The 15,922-nt window shown below is 68.4% G+C and carries 12 protein-coding genes; 6 read left to right on the top strand and 6 right to left on the bottom strand.

Annotation, left to right across the window (positions count from 1 at the left end; genetic code table 11):
* Positions 1-6 precede the first annotated feature (6 nt).
* The 3 genes from AC3WLC_RS13755 to AC3WLC_RS13745 form a co-directional block, all read right to left on the bottom strand.
* Positions 7-1,374, bottom strand: coding sequence for a dicarboxylate/amino acid:cation symporter (locus AC3WLC_RS13755; protein WP_493684456.1), 1,368 nt, complete (start codon positions 1,372-1,374; stop codon positions 7-9).
* A gap of 188 nt (positions 1,375-1,562) precedes the next feature.
* Positions 1,563-3,341 (bottom strand): SLC13 family permease, encoded by a 1,779-nt coding sequence (locus AC3WLC_RS13750; RefSeq protein ID WP_493684455.1) that lies wholly within the window; start codon positions 3,339-3,341, stop codon positions 1,563-1,565.
* A 39-nt stretch (positions 3,342-3,380) separates the two neighbouring features.
* On the bottom strand, positions 3,381-4,370 hold the full coding sequence (locus tag AC3WLC_RS13745; protein ID WP_493684454.1) for a magnesium transporter CorA family protein: 990 nt from the start codon (positions 4,368-4,370) through the stop codon (positions 3,381-3,383).
* Positions 4,371-4,589: 219 nt separating this feature from the next.
* Between AC3WLC_RS13745 and AC3WLC_RS13740 the strand changes: the two genes are divergently transcribed.
* Entirely contained in the window at positions 4,590-7,082 is a 2,493-nt protein-coding gene (locus AC3WLC_RS13740) for a methyl-accepting chemotaxis protein (protein ID WP_493684453.1), read from the top strand.
* A gap of 10 nt (positions 7,083-7,092) precedes the next feature.
* Here the strand turns inward: AC3WLC_RS13740 and AC3WLC_RS13735 are convergent, their stop codons facing one another.
* Complete coding sequence (locus AC3WLC_RS13735; protein WP_493684452.1) at positions 7,093-7,953, bottom strand: SDR family oxidoreductase; 861 nt, start codon at positions 7,951-7,953, stop codon at positions 7,093-7,095.
* A gap of 14 nt (positions 7,954-7,967) precedes the next feature.
* Positions 7,968-8,825 (bottom strand): SDR family NAD(P)-dependent oxidoreductase, encoded by an 858-nt coding sequence (locus tag AC3WLC_RS13730; RefSeq protein WP_493684451.1) that lies wholly within the window; start codon positions 8,823-8,825, stop codon positions 7,968-7,970.
* Between the two features lie 79 nt (positions 8,826-8,904).
* Between AC3WLC_RS13730 and AC3WLC_RS13725 the strand changes: the two genes are divergently transcribed.
* Positions 8,905-9,696 carry a class I SAM-dependent methyltransferase gene (locus AC3WLC_RS13725; protein WP_493684450.1) on the top strand — a complete coding sequence of 264 codons (792 nt, stop codon included), beginning with the start codon at positions 8,905-8,907 and terminating at the stop codon, positions 9,694-9,696.
* A gap of 20 nt (positions 9,697-9,716) precedes the next feature.
* On the opposite strand, the gene AC3WLC_RS13720 is transcribed toward AC3WLC_RS13725, so the two are convergent.
* The gene (locus AC3WLC_RS13720; RefSeq protein WP_493684449.1) at positions 9,717-11,492 is read right to left on the bottom strand and encodes an acyl-CoA dehydrogenase family protein; all 1,776 of its coding nucleotides are present in this window, start codon (positions 11,490-11,492) and stop codon (positions 9,717-9,719) included.
* A gap of 215 nt (positions 11,493-11,707) precedes the next feature.
* On the opposite strand from AC3WLC_RS13720, the gene AC3WLC_RS13715 reads away from it, so the two are divergent.
* The 4 genes from AC3WLC_RS13715 (at position 11,708) to AC3WLC_RS13700 (ending at position 15,894) form a co-directional block, all read left to right on the top strand.
* Positions 11,708-12,682, top strand: coding sequence for an L-threonylcarbamoyladenylate synthase (locus AC3WLC_RS13715; protein WP_493684448.1), 975 nt, complete (start codon positions 11,708-11,710; stop codon positions 12,680-12,682).
* Positions 12,683-12,762: 80 nt separating this feature from the next.
* A complete protein-coding gene (locus tag AC3WLC_RS13710) occupies positions 12,763-13,671 on the top strand; it encodes a LysR family transcriptional regulator (RefSeq protein WP_493684447.1) in 909 nt (302 codons plus the stop codon).
* A 115-nt stretch (positions 13,672-13,786) separates the two neighbouring features.
* Positions 13,787-14,506 (top strand): GntR family transcriptional regulator, encoded by a 720-nt coding sequence (locus AC3WLC_RS13705; RefSeq protein WP_493684446.1) that lies wholly within the window; start codon positions 13,787-13,789, stop codon positions 14,504-14,506.
* Entirely contained in the window at positions 14,503-15,894 is a 1,392-nt protein-coding gene (locus AC3WLC_RS13700; protein WP_493684445.1) for a hypothetical protein, read from the top strand. The genes AC3WLC_RS13705 and AC3WLC_RS13700 overlap by 4 nt, the downstream gene beginning before the upstream one ends.
* Positions 15,895-15,922 lie beyond the last annotated feature (28 nt).

The following is a 15,922-nucleotide window of genomic DNA, read 5'->3' as shown; positions in this document are numbered from 1 at the left end:
GCGACGTCAAGCCGTCTGCGCGCCGGCCTCGATCGCCTCGATATCGCCGGCGCGGTCGTACTGCGCTTGGTCGAGCATGCCCTGCCGCTTGGCGACGATGGTCGGCACCAGCGCCTGCCCGGCGACGTTCACCGCCGTGCGGCCCATGTCGAGGATCGGGTCGATCGCCAGCAGCAGGCCGACGCCCGCGAGCGGCAGGCCGAGCGTCGACAGGGTCAGCGTCAGCATTACCGTCGCGCCGGTCAGGCCCGCGGTCGCGGCCGAGCCGATCACCGAGACGAAGGCGATCAGCACATATTCCTGGATGCCGAGCGGGACGCCGTAGAACTGCGCGACGAAGATCGCCGAGATCGCCGGGTAGATCGCAGCGCAGCCGTCCATCTTGGTGGTCGCGCCGAGCGGCACGGCGAAGGCGGCGTATTCGCGGGGCACGCCGAGGCTCTTCTCGGTCACGGCCTCGGTCACCGGCAAGGTGCCGACCGAGGAGCGCGAGACGAAGGCGAGCTGGATCGCCGGCCAGGCGCCGGCGAAGAAGCGCAGCGGCGAGAGCCCGTGCAGGACGAGCAGGACCGGGTAGACGATCAGCAGCACGATCGCGAGGCCGAGATAGATCGCGAAGGCGTACCAGGAGAGCTGCTGCAGGGTCTGCCAGCCATATTGCGCCACGGCATTGCCGAGCAGGCCGATGGTGCCGATCGGGGTCAGGCGGATCACCCACCACAAGATCTTGCGGGTGATCGCCAGCAGCGATTCGTTGAAGGACAGGAAGGCATTGGCGCGCTCGCCGACCTTCAAAGCCGCGACGCCGACGACGATCGAGATCACCAGCAGCTGCAGGACGTTGAAGCCGAGCCGGGTCGTCGCCGCACCGCCATCGATCCGGGTCGATGCCTGCAGGCCGAGCATGTTGGCGGGGACGAGGCCCTTGAGGAAGTCGAGCCAGGAACCGACCGAGCCCGGCGCCTTGGCGCTGGCGGCAAGCACGCCGGAATTGATGCCGGGCTGGATGATCAGGCCGAGCGCGATGCCGATCAGGACGGCGATGAAAGCGGTGAGCGCGAACCAGAGCAGGGTCTGCCAGACCAGCGCCGCTGCATTGGAGAGCTGGCGGAGATTGCTGATCGAGGCGACGATCGCGGTGAAGATCAGCGGCGGCACCAGCGCCTGCAGCAATTGCACGAAGATCGAGCCGGTTGTGGCCAGCGTCGTCGTCAATGCGTTCGGCTGGCCGGCCGCATCCGGGCCGATATTGCGGGCTATCCAGCCGAGCACGAGCCCGATCACCATGGCCGCCAGGACCTGGAAGCCGAAATTCGCATAGAATGGCTTGGCGCCGGCGGTGGCCGCGCCGGCTCGGGACGTCACTGTGGTCATGATGGAAACTCGTCAATCGCCGGAGTGCGGCTGAACATATCTGCCACTTATATAAGCACCGCGGCAACTTGCGGGAAGCCAAACACGTCCATATTGCGCCACCAGCGCAGCATGACTGTTCTCCATGGAAACACTCCGAGGAGAATTATTTTCTCCTGGCCCGTTTCGATATCCGCGAATGCCTCCGTTCAGCGCAGCGGCCAGAAGAACAGGATCAGCGGCACGGCGAGCAGGATCACCAGGGCCGAGAGCGGCGCGCCGAGCCTGGCATAGTCGCCGAAGCGATAGCCGCCCGGCCCCATCACCAGCGTGTTGCACTGGTGGCCGATCGGGGTGAGGAAGTCGCAGGCCGCGCCGATCGCGACCGCCATCAGGAAGGCGTCGGGATTGTAGCCGAGCGTCTTGGCGAAGCCGGCTCCGATCGGCGCCATCACCAGCACGGTCGCGGCGTTGTTGAGGAAGGGCGTCACCGCCATGGCCGCGATCAGCATCAGCCCGACCGCGCCCCAGCCGGGCAGGCCGGCGCCGACCTGCGCCAGCAAGCCGGCGAAGACATCGGTCGCGCCGGTGACGCGCAGGCTGTCGCTGACCGGGATCAGCGCCGCCAGCATCACCAGGATCGGCGCTTCGACCGACTCATAGGCATCGCGCAGGGTCAGTGCCCGCAATGCCAGCAGCGCCACGGCGGCGGCGAAGAAGGCGATCGCCACCGGCAGCAGGCCGAGCGCCACGATGATGACCGTCGCGGCGACGATCGATCCGGTGACGAAGCGGCGGCGCGTGCTGCCAAGCGCGAGGCTACGCGCCGCCAACGGCAACAGGCCGAGTTCGCGCAGGCGCTCGGGCAACAGGTCCTCGTCGCCCTGCAGCAGCACGACGTCGCCGGCGCGCAGGCGGATGTCGCGCAGGCGCTCGGTGAAGCGCTCGCCGGCCCGGCTGATGCCGAGCAGGTTGATGTGGAAGCGGGCGTGCAGATCGATCTCGGCGGCGCTCAGCCCTTCCAGCAGCGAGCCTTGCGTGACGATCGCCTCGCCGGTGCGGGCGGGATCGAGCGAGCCCTCGCGCTGCGTCGAGCGATGCTGGCCGACGAGCTCCAGCCCGCCCTCGGCGACGACGCGCTCCAATGCCTTGGGCTCGCCGCGCAACAGCAGGATGTCGCCGGCCCGCAGGCTGGCATCGGGCAGCGGCGCCCGGCGGCGCTCGCCGTCGCGCAGGATCGCGACGACCTCGACCTCGCCATCGCCGGGTTTCCGGAGATCGGCGACGGTCTTGCCGGCGAGCGGCCCCTTCTCCGGCAGGCGTGCCTCGGTCAGGTAGTCCTTTATGTCCACGGCCTGGTCGAGCGAGCGCGAGCCTTGGCGATCCTTCGGCAGCAGCCGATAAGCGACGCTGAGGAAGGCGCAGCCGGCGAGCGCGATGCCGATGCCGACCGGGGTGAAGTCGAACATGGCGAAGGGTTCGCCGCCGAGTTCCTGGCGCACGCGCGAGACGATGACGTTGGGCGAGGTGCCGACAAGGGTGACGATGCCGCCGAGCAGCGAGGCGAAGGCCATCGGCATCAGGAAGACCGAGGGCGACTTCCCGTCCTTGCGGGCGAGCTGATAGGCGATTGGCAGCATCATCGCGAGCGCGCCGATGTTCTTGATGATCGCCGACATCGCGGCGACGACGAAGACGAGCACGGCGACCTGCGTCTGCGTCGTGCGCAAGGCCGGGGAGATACGCGCCAGCGCGGTCTCGACCAGTCCCGAACGCGCCACCGCAGCACTGACGATCAAAGCGCTGGCGACAATGATGACGATGTCGTCGGAAAAGCCCTTGAACGCCTCTTTCGCCGGCACGACGCCGAGCGCAACGCCGGCGAGCAGCGCCAGGAGCGCGACCACGTCATAGCGCAATTTGCCCCAGACAAAGGCCGCCATCATCGCGGCGACCAGCGAACAAGACAGAATCTGAGGCAGCGTCATGTACGGCAAGCTATCCGAAGGCGCGCCGCCCCGGCACGGTCAAAGCCATTTTTTCCAGCGGAAGAACATGTAGGGCAGCACGGCGAAGAGAACCATCATGCCGACTGCCATGGGGTAGCCGAGCTGCCACTCCAACTCCGGCATCGTCTTGAAGTTCATTCCATAGATCGAGGCGATCAGCGTTGGCGGCATCAGCGCGACCGAAACGACCGAGAACAGCTTGATGATCTTGTTCTGCTCGATGCTGACGAGGCCGAGCGTCGCGTCGAGCATGAATTGCAGCTTGTTCGACAGGGAGGTGGCGTGCTCCTCGATTGCCTGCACGTCGCGCAAGGCCGAGCGCCACTCCGGATTGAAGCCGCCCGCCGCCTTCTTGGTGCGCTTGAAATTGGCCGACAGGTAGAGCAGCACGCGCTCGACCGAGACCATGCTCTCACGCACATTCGAGATGATGTGCTCGTACTGGCCGATCTTGCGCACGACCGCCTGATAGGCGCGCCCATGTTCGACATGGGCGCTGTCGCCATCGAAGATCTGGCGCGAGCGCAGATCGATGCGGTCGCCGACGCCGCGCAGCACCTCGGCGGCGCGGTCGACGATCGCCTCGATCAGCCCCTCGATCACGCCGGCCGGCTCGAGCTCGCAGCCGCCGGGCTTGGTGACACGGTTCAGGAAGATGTTGAAGGCGCCCGGCTCATCATAGCGCACCGTCACGAGCGCCTTCTCGGTCAGGATGAAGGTGATGTCCGCGAGCTTGGGAACGTTGGTCTCGGACTGGCAGATGACCCGGGCCGTCATGTAGTGCGCCCCGTCCTCGGCATAGATGATCTCGGACGGCTCGAGATCGTGCATCTCCTCCTTGGTCGGGATCGAGATGCCGAGGTGCTGCTCGACCTTGGCATCCTCGGCCGGCGTCGGATTGAGCAGGTCGATCCAGATAGAGCCCGGCGGAATCTCCTCATCGGCGACGAGCGTCCGATGCGCGAGCTTGTCGCCGCTCGTCTGGCAGATGCCGTGGATCAGGAGCATGGCCGGTCATCCGGAATCGGGCGCCACGAGGCGAGGATTTGCACTGCACCAACTCCAAACGCCCTGCAGTGTCAAACCGATGACGCACTCCAGGCGATAGCCGATCCGGCAAGGTTGGCCTGCTCTGGCGAGGGCGTTCCCGGGAGCGGCGGCGTGGTTAGCATAAAATCAATCGCCGTATGGGATACCGGGCAGATCGGTTTCCCTTCAGAGTACGCCATGTTCGACGCCGCGAAGAATCTCAGCATCAAGACCATGCTCCTGGCCGTGCTCGGCCTTGCCAGCGCGGCGATCGTCGCGCTCTCCTCGCAGGCGCTTTGGCAGGCCTGGACGCGCCACAGCACGGCCGTCGAGGTGTCCGCTCTAGCCGACCTGAACAAGGCCTATTTCACGGCACTCCAGAACCTGCGCTACGAGCGCGGCAATGGCGCGAGCGCGCTGACCATGCCGACCGACAAGAACGGCGGGATGATCGAGGACGTGCTGACGCGGCGCAAGCGCCTGGACGACGCCATCGCCACGGCGCAGGCGATCGTCCGGGACAACGGCTACGAGGTCGCCAAGACCGTCTCGACCGAGATCGACAGCCATGTCGCGGCGCTGAAGCCCTTGCGGGCGAAGGTCGACGCCAACTGGAAGCTGCCGTTGGAGGCGCGGGAGAAGGAGCTGGCCGGGGCCAGCATGGCCCAGACCGGCAAGTTCCTGACCGCGCTCGAGGCCGCCTCGGCGACGCTGGAGGAACGCATCCTCGCGCTCGACGCCAGCTTCGCCAACCTGACCTCCGTCCGTTCGATGGCCTGGGCGGCGCGTTCGCTCAGCGGCTCGTCGACCATCATCCTCAACAACGCCGTCGCCCAGGACCGACCGCTCGACGCCAAGGAGAGCAATGCCGTCCTCGTCAACGATGCGCGCATGGAGTTCGCCTGGGGCGTGGTGAGGCAGCTCATCGGCCAGGCCAGCACCCCGCAAGCGCTCAAGGACGCGCTCGCCACCGCCGAGAACACCTATTTCGGCGGCTCCTTCAAGGCGACGCGGGCCGACCTCGTCGCCAACGTGACCGGCGGGCGCAAGCCCTCGATCAATCCCGATCAGTGGCGCGACCAGATCGTCGCGGCATCCGAGACCCTCGGCGCGGTGGCGAGCCGCGCCATCGACGTCGTGTCCGACGTGGCCGACGCCAAGGCCGATGCGGCGATGCGCTCGCTCGTCGCCTATGGCCTCCTCCTCATGGCCGCGCTGGCGCTGGCGCTCATCGGCCTCTGGCTGGTGCAGAGCCGCGTGACCCGCCCGATCACCGCGCTGACCGCCTCGATGAAGCAGCTGGCGCAAGGCGACTTCACCGCCGAGGTCATGGACAATGGCCGCAATGACGAGATCGGCGGCATGGCGGCCGCCGTCCGGGTGTTCAAGGAGAACGGTTTGCGCGTCCAGGCCCTGGAGGCGCAGGAGCGCGCCGCCGCGGCCGAGCGGGCGGCGCGGACCGAGGCCATGGTCGCCGTGGTCAGCGATGTCGGGACCGTCGTCGCGGCCGCAGCTGCCGGCGACTTCAGCGCGCGCCTGCGCCTGGAAAGCGCCGACGCGCAGATGCAGCAGCTGGTCGACGGCATCAACCAGATCAACGCCGTGGTCGACGGCGCGACGACCGAGTTCGCCGACATCCTGGCATCGGTCTCGCAAGGTGACCTGACCCGCCGGGTCGCGACCAGCTATCAGGGCCGCTTCGCCGAGCTGAAGCACTCGGTCAACGAGACGGTCGAGCGGCTTTCGGAGACGATCGGCGGCATCCAGGCGACGACCTCCCAGGTCTCGGCCTCGGCCCGCGAGATCAAGGCCGGCGCCGACGATCTCGCCAAGCGCACGGAGGAGCAGGCTGCCTCGCTGGAAGAGACTGCCGCCACGACCGAGGAGCTAGCGGCCTCGGTCAAGGCGAGCGCCGGTTCCTCCAAGTCGGCGGCTTCGGCCTCCGACGAGGCCATGAGCGTCGCACAGCGCGGCGGCATGATCGTGCAGGATGCGGTCGCTGCGATGGAGCGGATCGAGGCCGCCTCGCGCAAGATCACCGACATCACCTCGGTGATCGACGGCATCGCCTTCCAGACCAATCTGCTGGCGCTCAACGCGGCGGTCGAGGCGGCCAGGGCCGGCGATGCCGGCAAGGGCTTCGCCGTCGTCGCCTCGGAGGTCCGCACGCTCGCCCAGCGCTCGGGCGAGGCTTCGAAGGACATCACCACTCTGATCCAGTCCTCGACCAGCGAGATCGAGGAGGGCGTCAAACTCGTCCGCTCGGCCGGCGCGGTGCTCGATCAGATCGTCTCCGCCTCCCGTCAGGTCGCCGCGACCGTGGTCGAGATCTCGGCCGCGGCGGGCGAACAGGCCAACGGCATCGACGAAATGAGCCAGACCGTCGCGCATATGGACGAGATGACCCAGGCGAATGCCGCGCTCGCCGAGGAGAGCGCAGCCTCGGCCGCCTCGCTCGCCGACCAGATCCACAGCCTGGATCAGCTCGTCGCGGCCTTCCGCATCGCCGGAAGCGCGCGTGCGACCAACGAGCCGGAACGACTGCGCAACCTCGCCGCCGCCGCCATGTCGGAAACCCGCCCGGCTCCGCGCGCGCCGGCCCGGAAGGCACAACCCACCCCCGCAGCTCCGATGCTCGCCCGCAAGGTTGCGGGCGGCGGAGCGCGGGACCGCGAATGGGAGGAGTTCTGAGCCTTCGGGCTCAGACGCCGCCCTTCACGCCCTCAGGCGGCTTGATCTCCTCGGGCACGAAGAAGTCCGGCATCAGCGGCACCGACGGATCGACCCGGTAGGGCGTGAAGTCGGTGACGCCCTCGCCGGCCATGAAGTTGTCGTCGATCAGGAAATTGCCCGAGAAGCTGCGCGAAGGCTTGTTGAAGACCATGTAGGCCGCGTCGGCCAGCATCTCCGGCGTGCGGCTCGCCTGCACCATCTTGTCGCCGCCGAGCAGGTTCTTCACAGCCGCGGTCGCGACCGTGGTGCGCGGCCAGAGCGCGTTGACCGCGATGCCCTTCGGCGCAAGCTCTCCGGCGAGGCCGAGCACGCACAGGCTCATGCCGTATTTCGCAATGGTGTAGGCGAGGTGCGGCGCGAACCAGCGCATCTTCATGTCGAGCGGCGGCGACAGCATCAGGATATGCGGGTTCTCCGCCTTCTCCAGATGCGGAATCGCGTATTTCGAGACCATGAAGGTGCCGCGCGTGTTGATCTGGTGCATCAGATCGTAGCGCTTCATGTCGGTCATCTGGGTGTTGGTCAGCGAGATCGCGCTGGCATTGTTCACGACGATGTCGAGGCCGCCGAAGGTCTCTGCCGTCTTCGCGATCGCCTCGGCGACGCTCTGCTCGTCGCGGACATCGACCATCAATGGCAGGCACTTGCCACCGGCCGCCTCGATCTCGGCGGCGGCGGTATAGATCGTCCCTTCGAGCTTCGGATGCGGCTCGGCCGTCTTGGCGGCGATGGTGACATTGGCGCCGTCACGGGCCGCCTTGATGGCGATGGCGAGGCCGATGCCGCGCGATCCACCGGTGATGAAGAGCGTCTTGCCCTTGAGCGACATGGTGTCCTCCCTCGTTAACTCTGCAAGCTGAACCGGTCCGGCTGGCTGCCGTCCGCATCGGTGAAGCCATAGGCGCGCGCCAGGTCAGCGACGTGCAGCGCCTGCCCGGCATGGCGGGCGACATCCGGATCGGCCGCCAACGCCGCGACCGCACGGCCGGCATAAAGCGGTGTCTCGGTGGTCTCGTCGGCCATGCCGGCATCGCGCACGCGTTCGGTCAGGACATGGCCTGGGGACAAGGCCAGCGCGGTGACGCCGTAGGGCTTCAGCTCCTGCGCCATCGCCAGCGTCAGCCGGTTCATCGCCGCCTTGGACAGGTCGTAGAAGACGTCGCCGAGATAGCCGCTGCTCGTGTCGAAGCTCACCGTGACGATCAGGCCCTGGCGCATCTGCACCATGGCGGGCGCGACGGCACGCGCCAACAGTAGCTGCGCATAGACGCCGCTTTCGAAGCTCTGGCCGAGCCGCGCGACCGGGCGGCGCCAGAACGGCGCACCGAAGGCCGAACCATCCGGGTAGCGCTCGCCGTCATAGCCTTCATTGCCGCCCCAGACCGCGTCGACGACGCAGTCGAGCCGGCCGAAGCGGCGCAGGGACCAGGCGACGAGCTGGTCGACCTCGCGCTCGTTCGTATGGTCGCAGCGATAGGGCTCGCCGCGCCCTCCGGCCGCCTCGACCTCGCGGGCCGTGTCCTCGAAGGTCTCCGAGCGCTGGTCGGTGCGTGGGCCTGCCTCGCTAGAGCGGCCGGTGACGATCACGGTGGCGCCGGCCTGGCCGAGCGCCCGGGCGATGCCGCGCCCGAGCCCGCGCGAGGCGCCGGCGACGAGGCAGACCTTGCCGGCGAGCGGCTTCAGCGGGCTGTCATCGTTCATTGCGACAAGCCTCGCGAACAGGCTGGCGCAATGCGAGCGGCTCCGCTAGAAGCCCCTCCCCCGAACGGCGAGGACGATCATGGAAGCGAGTGAAGTCGCGGCCTGCTGGGAGGCCAACGCCGAAACCTGGACCCGGCAGGCGCGCGCCGGCTACGATCTCTACCGGGACGCCCAGAACACCCCTGCCTTCTTCGCCAACCTGCCCGATATCGACGGGCTGGACGGCCTCGACATCGGCTGCGGCGAAGGTTCGAACACGCGCAAGCTCGCTGAGGCCGGTGCGAGCATTACCGCGATCGACATCGCCCCGACCTTCATCCGCCATGCGCAGGAGGCTGAGGCCGCCAACCCGCTCGGGATCACCTATCACGTCGCCGACGGCATGGCCCTGCCCTTCGCCGACGCCTCCTTCGATTTCGCCACCGCCTTCATGTCGCTGATGGACATGCCGCACCAGGACCGCGTGCTCGCCGAAGCCAAGCGGGTGCTGAAGCCGAGCGGCTTCCTGCAGTTCTCGATCCTGCATCCCTGCTTCGCCACGCCCGGCCGCAAAGTGATGCGCGACGAGGCCGGCACCGTGCTCGGCATCGAGGTCCGCGAGTATTTCCGCGTCAGCGACGGCGAGATCGAGAGCTGGCGCTTCGGCGCCGCGCCGGACGAGGAGAAGACCAAGGTCGAGCCGTTCCGGGTGCCGCGCTTCCACCGCACGCTCAGCGACTGGATCAACCTGCTGGTCGCCACCGGCTTCCGGATCGAGCACATGCACGAGCCGGGCGTCGATGCGCAGACGGCCAAGGCCGTGCCCTATCTCGCCGACACCTATATCGCGCCGCTCTTCCTGCACATGCGCGTGCGGAAGCCGGTGCGATAAGTCAGGCGCGGCGGACAGCATCACGCCGCGAAGACCGCAGCCGAATCCTCGACCGCGCCAGCGCCCTCGGTCACGGCAAGCTCCAGCGCAGTGGCCTCGCCGACATGGTGCTCGGCATAGAAGCGGGCTGTGGCGAGCGCCGCGGCGCCCTGATCCTCACCCTGCAGCGCCAACGCCTTCTTCGCCAGGCCCGTGCCGCCCTGGGCGAGCGCGAACAGCTTGAGATAGGGCGTCGCCCCCGCAAGCGCGCTCGCCTGGTCGATACCCATCGTCGCCAGCATCCATTCGGTTGCCCGCTCCAACGAGTCGACGGCCGCGCCGAGCCGCGCCGCGCTGTGGCCGAAGCCTGGCGTATTGGCCTCGCGTACCTGTGCGACGACGCCGCGCATCTCGCCGATCAGCGCCTTGACCGCATCGCCATTGGAGAGCGGCAGCTTGCGCAGCACGAGGTCGATCGCCTGGATGCCGTTGGTGCCCTCATAGATCGTGGCGATGCGGGCATCGCGCAGATGCTGGGCCGCGCCGGTCTCCTCGACATAGCCCATGCCGCCATGGATCTGGACGCCGGTAGAGGCGACTTCGACGCCGATATCGGTGGCATAGGCCTTGGCGACCGGCGTGATGATCGCAGCGCGCTCGGCCGCGGCCTTGCGCTTGCCCTCATCGGCCTCGCGATGCGAGCGGTCGAGCAAGGCAGCCAGCAGCAGCGAGAGCGAGCGCGCGGCCTGCGTCTTGGCGCGCATCTCCATCAGCATGCGGCGGATGTCGGGGTGGACGATGATCGGGCTCATCGGCGCGCCCTTGGGCGCATCGAGCGCCGTGCCCTGCTTGCGCTCCTGGGCGAAGGAAAGCGCCTGCTGATAGGCGCGCTCGGCGATGGCGACGCCCTGCACCGCGACATTGAGGCGGGCATTGTTCATCATCGTGAACATGCAGGCGAGGCCGCGATTCTCCTCGCCGATCAGCCAGCCGATCGCGCCGCCCTCGTCGCCATAGCTCATCGCGCAGGTCGGCGAGGCATGGATACCGAGCTTGTGCTCGACGCCGGTGCAGCGGACATCGTTGCGCTTGCCGAGCGAGCCGTCGGCATTGACCAGGAATTTCGGCACGAGGAAGAGCGAGATGCCGCGCGTGCCGGCAGGAGCATCGGGCAGGCGGGCGAGGACGAGATGGACGATATTGTCCGTCATCTCGTGATCGCCATAGGTGATGAAGATCTTCTGGCCGCTGATGCGGTAGGTGCCGTCGCCGGCGCGCTCGGCCTTGGAACGCAGGGCGTTGAGGTCGGAGCCGGCCTGCGGCTCGGTCAGGTTCATCGTGCCCATCCACTCGCCGGAGACGAGCTTGGCGAGATAAGTCTCCTTCAGATAGTCGGAGCCATGGGCGTGCAGCGCCTCGATCGCGCCGACCGTCAGCAACGGGCCGAGCGCGAAGGCGAAGGCGGCCGAGTTCCACATCTCGGTGCAGGCCGACTGCACCAAGGTCGGCAGGGCCTGGCCGCCATAGGCCTCCGGTCCGGGCAGCGCGTTCCAGCCGCCCTGCGCCCAGGCGTGATAGGCCTCCTTCCAGCCCGGCGGGGTGACGACCGTGCCGTCCTTGAGCTTGGAGCCTACACGATCGCCGACGATGTTCAGGGGCGCGAGGACATCGCCGGCGAACTTCGCCGCTTCCTCCAGCACCGCCTCGGTGACGCCATCCGCGAGTTCCGGTGCCAGCCCTTCGCTGATCAGGGCGTCGAGCCCGGCGACATGGCGCATCGTCGCCAGGATATCCTCGACCGGAGCACGGTACGACATCGCTTACCTCCCTCGGCGCCCGCGCAGCATGGCTGGGCATTCGTCTCGTTGCGTTGACGGCGATGCTAGCCGCGAACTATGCGCTTGCCCACGCGCTAGAGCCGGATCCGACCAGATTGCATTGCAAGCCGATCGGAGCGTGCTCTATGCCGTGCGGTCTCGCACATGCCATCCCGGCATTGTTATAGTTTACATATGAACTTTCAAGAGCGACCGTGACAGCATCTCGCCAGACCCAGCGCCTTTCCGCCGATGAGGCCGGCATCGCCGCCGCCGCGGAGCTGCTGCGCGCCGGCAAGCTGGTCGCGCTGCCGACCGAGACGGTCTACGGGCTCGCCGCCGATGCCAGCGACGACCGCGCCGTCGCCTCGATCTATGCCGCCAAGGAGCGCCCGAGCTTCAACCCGCTGATCTCGCATCTACCGGATGTCGATGCCGCCAGGCGCCAGGGCCTGTTCGACGCGCCGGCGCTGGCGCTGGCGAAAGCCTTCTGGCCGGGCCCGCTGACGCTGGTCGTGCCAGCTTCGAGCTCGTGCATCGTCTGCAGCCTCGCCCGCGCCGGGCTCGACAGTGTCGCGCTGCGGGTACCGTCGCACCCGGTGGCGCGCGCCGTGCTGCAAGCGGCCGATAGGCCGATCGCCGCCCCCTCCGCCAATCGTTCTGGCCGGGTCAGCCCGACCCAGGCCGAGCATGTCCTCGTCGACCTCGACGGCCGCATCGATGCCGTGCTCGATGCCGGGCCGACGGCGGTCGGCGTCGAATCGAGCATCGTCGCCTGCCTTGGCGGCGCCCCGCGACTGCTGCGGCCGGGTGGTGTGCCGCGCGCCGCACTGGAAGCGGCAATCGGGCAGCCCCTCGTCATCGTCGAGGAAGGCGGCGCCGCGCCGATCGCTCCGGGATTGCTCGCCTCGCATTATGCGCCGCGCGCCGCCGTCCGGCTCGACGCAGAAGCGCCGCGACCGGGCGAGGCCTGGCTCGGCTTCGGACCGGAGCCAAACGGCGCCCTGCCTGCGCTTGCCTTCAACCTCAGCCTAACGGGCGACCTGACCGAGGCCGCGGCCAATCTCTTCGCCGCGATGCGCCGGCTCGACGACCAGCGCCCGGCGACGATCGCGGTGGCGCCGATCCCGATGCACGGCCTCGGCGAAGCGATCAACGACCGTTTGCGGCGCGCCGCGGCTCCGCGCTGACGCCGGCGACATCGCTTAGGCCCGCTTGCAATTCCGCAAGATCTGGCAATGCTGCGCGCGGAGTTGCCGGAGAGTGGCCATTGTCGACGTCGAAGCTCGCCTGGGATGATTTCCGCCTGATCAAGGCGATCGCCGATGCCGGCGGGCTGACCGGAGCGGCCGCGGCGCTCAACGTCAATCATTCGACGGTTTTCCGCCGGCTCGGCCAGATCGAGGAGCAGCTCGGTCATGCCCTCTTCGAGCGGCGCAAGACAGGCTATGTCGCGACCTCGGCCGGCGAGGAGATGACGACGCTGGCCTCGCGTATCGACGACGACGTCACGGCCTTCGGGCGCAGGCTGGCGGGGCGCGATCTCGCACCGTCGGGCGATTTGCGCGTGACGACCACCGACACGCTCTATCTGCATGTGCTGCTGCCGATCTTCGCAGCATTCCGGGCGGCGCATCCGCTGATCCGGCTCGACGTCGTCATGGCAAGCCAGACGCTCAACCTCTCGCGCCGCGACGCCGACGTTGCAATCCGCGCCAGCGATTCACCGGGCGAGACGCTGGTCGGCCGGCGCCTCGCCAACCTCAACTGGGCCGTCTACGCCCGCGCCGACGCCCCGACGACCGAGGCCGAGGCTCATGAGCCGAAGCTGCTGTTCAAGCGCGACTGGGTCGCGCTCGGCGACCCGCTCGGCTACGTCAAGGCGGCCCGCTATGTCCGCGACCATGTCCCGGCCGAGCGCATCGCACTGCGCTCCTCGGCCGTGCTCGGGCTGACGGAGGCGGTTGAGCAGGGCATGGGCATCGGTCCCCTGCCCTGTTTCATCGCCGATCAGCGACCGGGCCTTGTGCGCCTGCTGCCGCCGGATCCGGATTTCTCCACCGGCCTGTGGATCCTGACCCATCCCGACATCAGGCATGCGCCGCGGGTGCGCGCCTTCATGGATTTCGTCGGCGGTGAGCTGGCGAAGCGAAAAGCGCTGCTTGAAGGCGCCGGCTGAGCTGCAGCATACCGCGCCACATCGGTAGTCGCCCTTGCGCCACCCCTTGATTGAATTGGCCGCGCTTGCGTCCTTTCAAAAACCTGTATACCGGTACCCCGGTTAGGAAAGCGCCATGCCCCGCCTTGCCCGCGACCACCAGCCGACGCCTCTTCCAGCCGCCGCCATCGACCGGACGATGCGCGCGCCGGAGCAGGTCTATCGCGTCCTGCGCACCGCGATCATCTCGCTCGCCATTCCGCCCGGTAGCGCCCTGTCGGAGGGCGAGGTCGGCGCGGCCTATGCGGTCAGCCGCACGCCGGTGCGCGAGGCCTTCGCCCGGCTGGCCGAGGAGAAGCTGCTCGACGTCTTCCCCAATCTCGGCACCTTCGTCTCATTGATCGACCCCAGGCTGATCGGCGAAGCGATCCTGATCCGCCGTCTGCTCGAAGGCGAAGCCGTCTCGCAGGCGGCCGCCAATCGCGATCCCGCTCTGATCGCCGCGATGAGCCAAGCGCTGGCCGACCATGCCGAGGCGGTCGCAGCCGGCGACGCCGCCCGCGCCTATCAGTGCGACGAGCGCTTCCACCACGCCCTCTTCGCCCATCAGGGGCTCGAGCAGATGTGGGCGAGCGTCGACCGGGCAAGGGCCCAGCTCGAACGCGTGCACCACCTGATGGTCGCCCAGCGCGGCGCGCTCGGCGAGGCGCTCGCCAAGCACCGCGCCATCCTCTCGGCGATCGAGCGGGGGGACGCGTTCGCGGCGCATGCCGCGATGCACGTCCATATCGAGGCCAACGGCGTCTTCCTCGACCGGCTCGCCGGTCACGCCCACCCCTTCGTACGCACGCCATGACGGCGCCTGCCGCCAAGCGCTCGCTGGGCATCACCGTCATGCCCGACTACGCCCAGTCCGAGGGCGTCGACGCCGTCATGGAGAACATCGTCGAGCGGCTGGGCTGCGACGTGATCTGCACGATGCCATCGGTAGCCGAGCGCTGTGCCGAGCATCTCGGCGTCCGCGAGCCGCCCGCCGATGCCGGCGCCGGCCTTGCCCGCACGCTCGACCGACCGCTCTGGGGCGACACCGCTTTGTGGATGCGGACAGCGCCGAGCTTCGTGCCGAACCCGCGCTTCTATCGCGACACGCCCTATGCCCCGCCGGAACCGGATGCGCTGACCCGGCGCGAGGGCCACATCGTCGCCGACATGCTGGCCAAGGCCAAGCGCGCCGGCCTCACGCCCCAGCTCCAGGTGATGGCCGCGGCGCCGCCGGCCTTGCGCGTGCAGCAGCGTCCCGATGCCCGCGCCGACGAGCCGCTGACCGTGTTCGGCACGCCCGTGCGCGGCCGCGTCGACGCCAATGTCAGTCTCGCCAGCGAAGCTTTGCGCGCCTATATGCGCGGCCTCGTAGCCGACCTCCTCGCGAACTATCCGGATTGCGACGCGCTGCGCTTCGACTGGCCGGAATATCCGCCCTATGCACTGGATAGCCTGCTCTTCGATTTCAGCCCGCCGGCGGTGAAGCGCGGGCAGGAGCTCGGCCATGATGTCGAGGCGATCCGGGCCCGGACGTTGGAAGGGCTTCGCAAGGCACGAAAGGACATGGCCGGCGAGGTCGTCGCCATCGCCGCCCTGCTGCAGCAGGGCGGCTGGGCGACCGACCTCCTCGCCTTCCGCAGCGCCATCGTCTCCGACTATGTCGGCGCCCTGACGACGATCGTGAAGGAAGCCTCCTACGGCCGGGTCGGCGTGGTGATGCAGGCCTTCCCGCCGCCGCTCAACCTGCTCTCCGGCCTCGACTTCAGCGCCGTGGACGGCGTCGCCGACGAGATCGCGGTCAAGCACTACACCATGCACTGGCCGATGATCGAACGCGGCTATGTCGAGCGGCTGGCCGCCGTGACCGGCATGGACGCCGACACAGCCTTCGCCGCCGTCCATCGCTGGCTCGGCCTCAATGGCGGTGCACCGACGCTTGAGGCGCTGCGCTATCCCGAGCCGCACGAGCCGCACCCGGCCGATGACGACGCCTTGCGCCGAACGGTCGAGACCGCCGCCAGCCAGATCAATCGCTCGCGCCTCTCGGTGATCGCACATGGCTACGGGCCAACCGGCGATGTCGAGCGCCGCTTCCGAGCCGTGCTCGAAGCGCCCTGCCGGCACCTGCACATCAACCGCTACGGCTACCTCTCGAACGTGAAGATCGCCCGGCTCGGCGCGGTCTGGCGGGAGCATGCCTGACGATCGCGCGCCGGCTTCGGGAGACCGG

The sequence above is a fragment of the Allobosea sp. GW821-FHT03A12 genome (assembly GCF_058986765.1).
The sequence above is the reverse complement of the archived record's forward strand: the minus strand, read 5'-3'. Positions and strand labels throughout refer to the sequence as shown.

Coding starts and splice junctions, on each gene's coding strand:
- AC3WLC_RS13750 (WP_493684455.1), bottom strand. CDS start 3,341: ATGACGCTGCCTCAGATTCTGTCTTGTTCGCTGGTCGCCGCGATGATG.
- AC3WLC_RS13700 (WP_493684445.1), top strand. CDS start 14,503: ATGACGGCGCCTGCCGCCAAGCGCTCGCTGGGCATCACCGTCATGCCC.
- AC3WLC_RS13725 (WP_493684450.1), top strand. CDS start 8,905: ATGGAAGCGAGTGAAGTCGCGGCCTGCTGGGAGGCCAACGCCGAAACC.
- AC3WLC_RS13755 (WP_493684456.1), bottom strand. CDS start 1,374: ATGACCACAGTGACGTCCCGAGCCGGCGCGGCCACCGCCGGCGCCAAG.
- AC3WLC_RS13745 (WP_493684454.1), bottom strand. CDS start 4,370: ATGCTCCTGATCCACGGCATCTGCCAGACGAGCGGCGACAAGCTCGCG.
- AC3WLC_RS13730 (WP_493684451.1), bottom strand. CDS start 8,825: ATGAACGATGACAGCCCGCTGAAGCCGCTCGCCGGCAAGGTCTGCCTC.
- AC3WLC_RS13735 (WP_493684452.1), bottom strand. CDS start 7,953: ATGTCGCTCAAGGGCAAGACGCTCTTCATCACCGGTGGATCGCGCGGC.
- AC3WLC_RS13705 (WP_493684446.1), top strand. CDS start 13,787: ATGCCCCGCCTTGCCCGCGACCACCAGCCGACGCCTCTTCCAGCCGCC.
- AC3WLC_RS13720 (WP_493684449.1), bottom strand. CDS start 11,492: ATGTCGTACCGTGCTCCGGTCGAGGATATCCTGGCGACGATGCGCCAT.
- AC3WLC_RS13740 (WP_493684453.1), top strand. CDS start 4,590: ATGTTCGACGCCGCGAAGAATCTCAGCATCAAGACCATGCTCCTGGCC.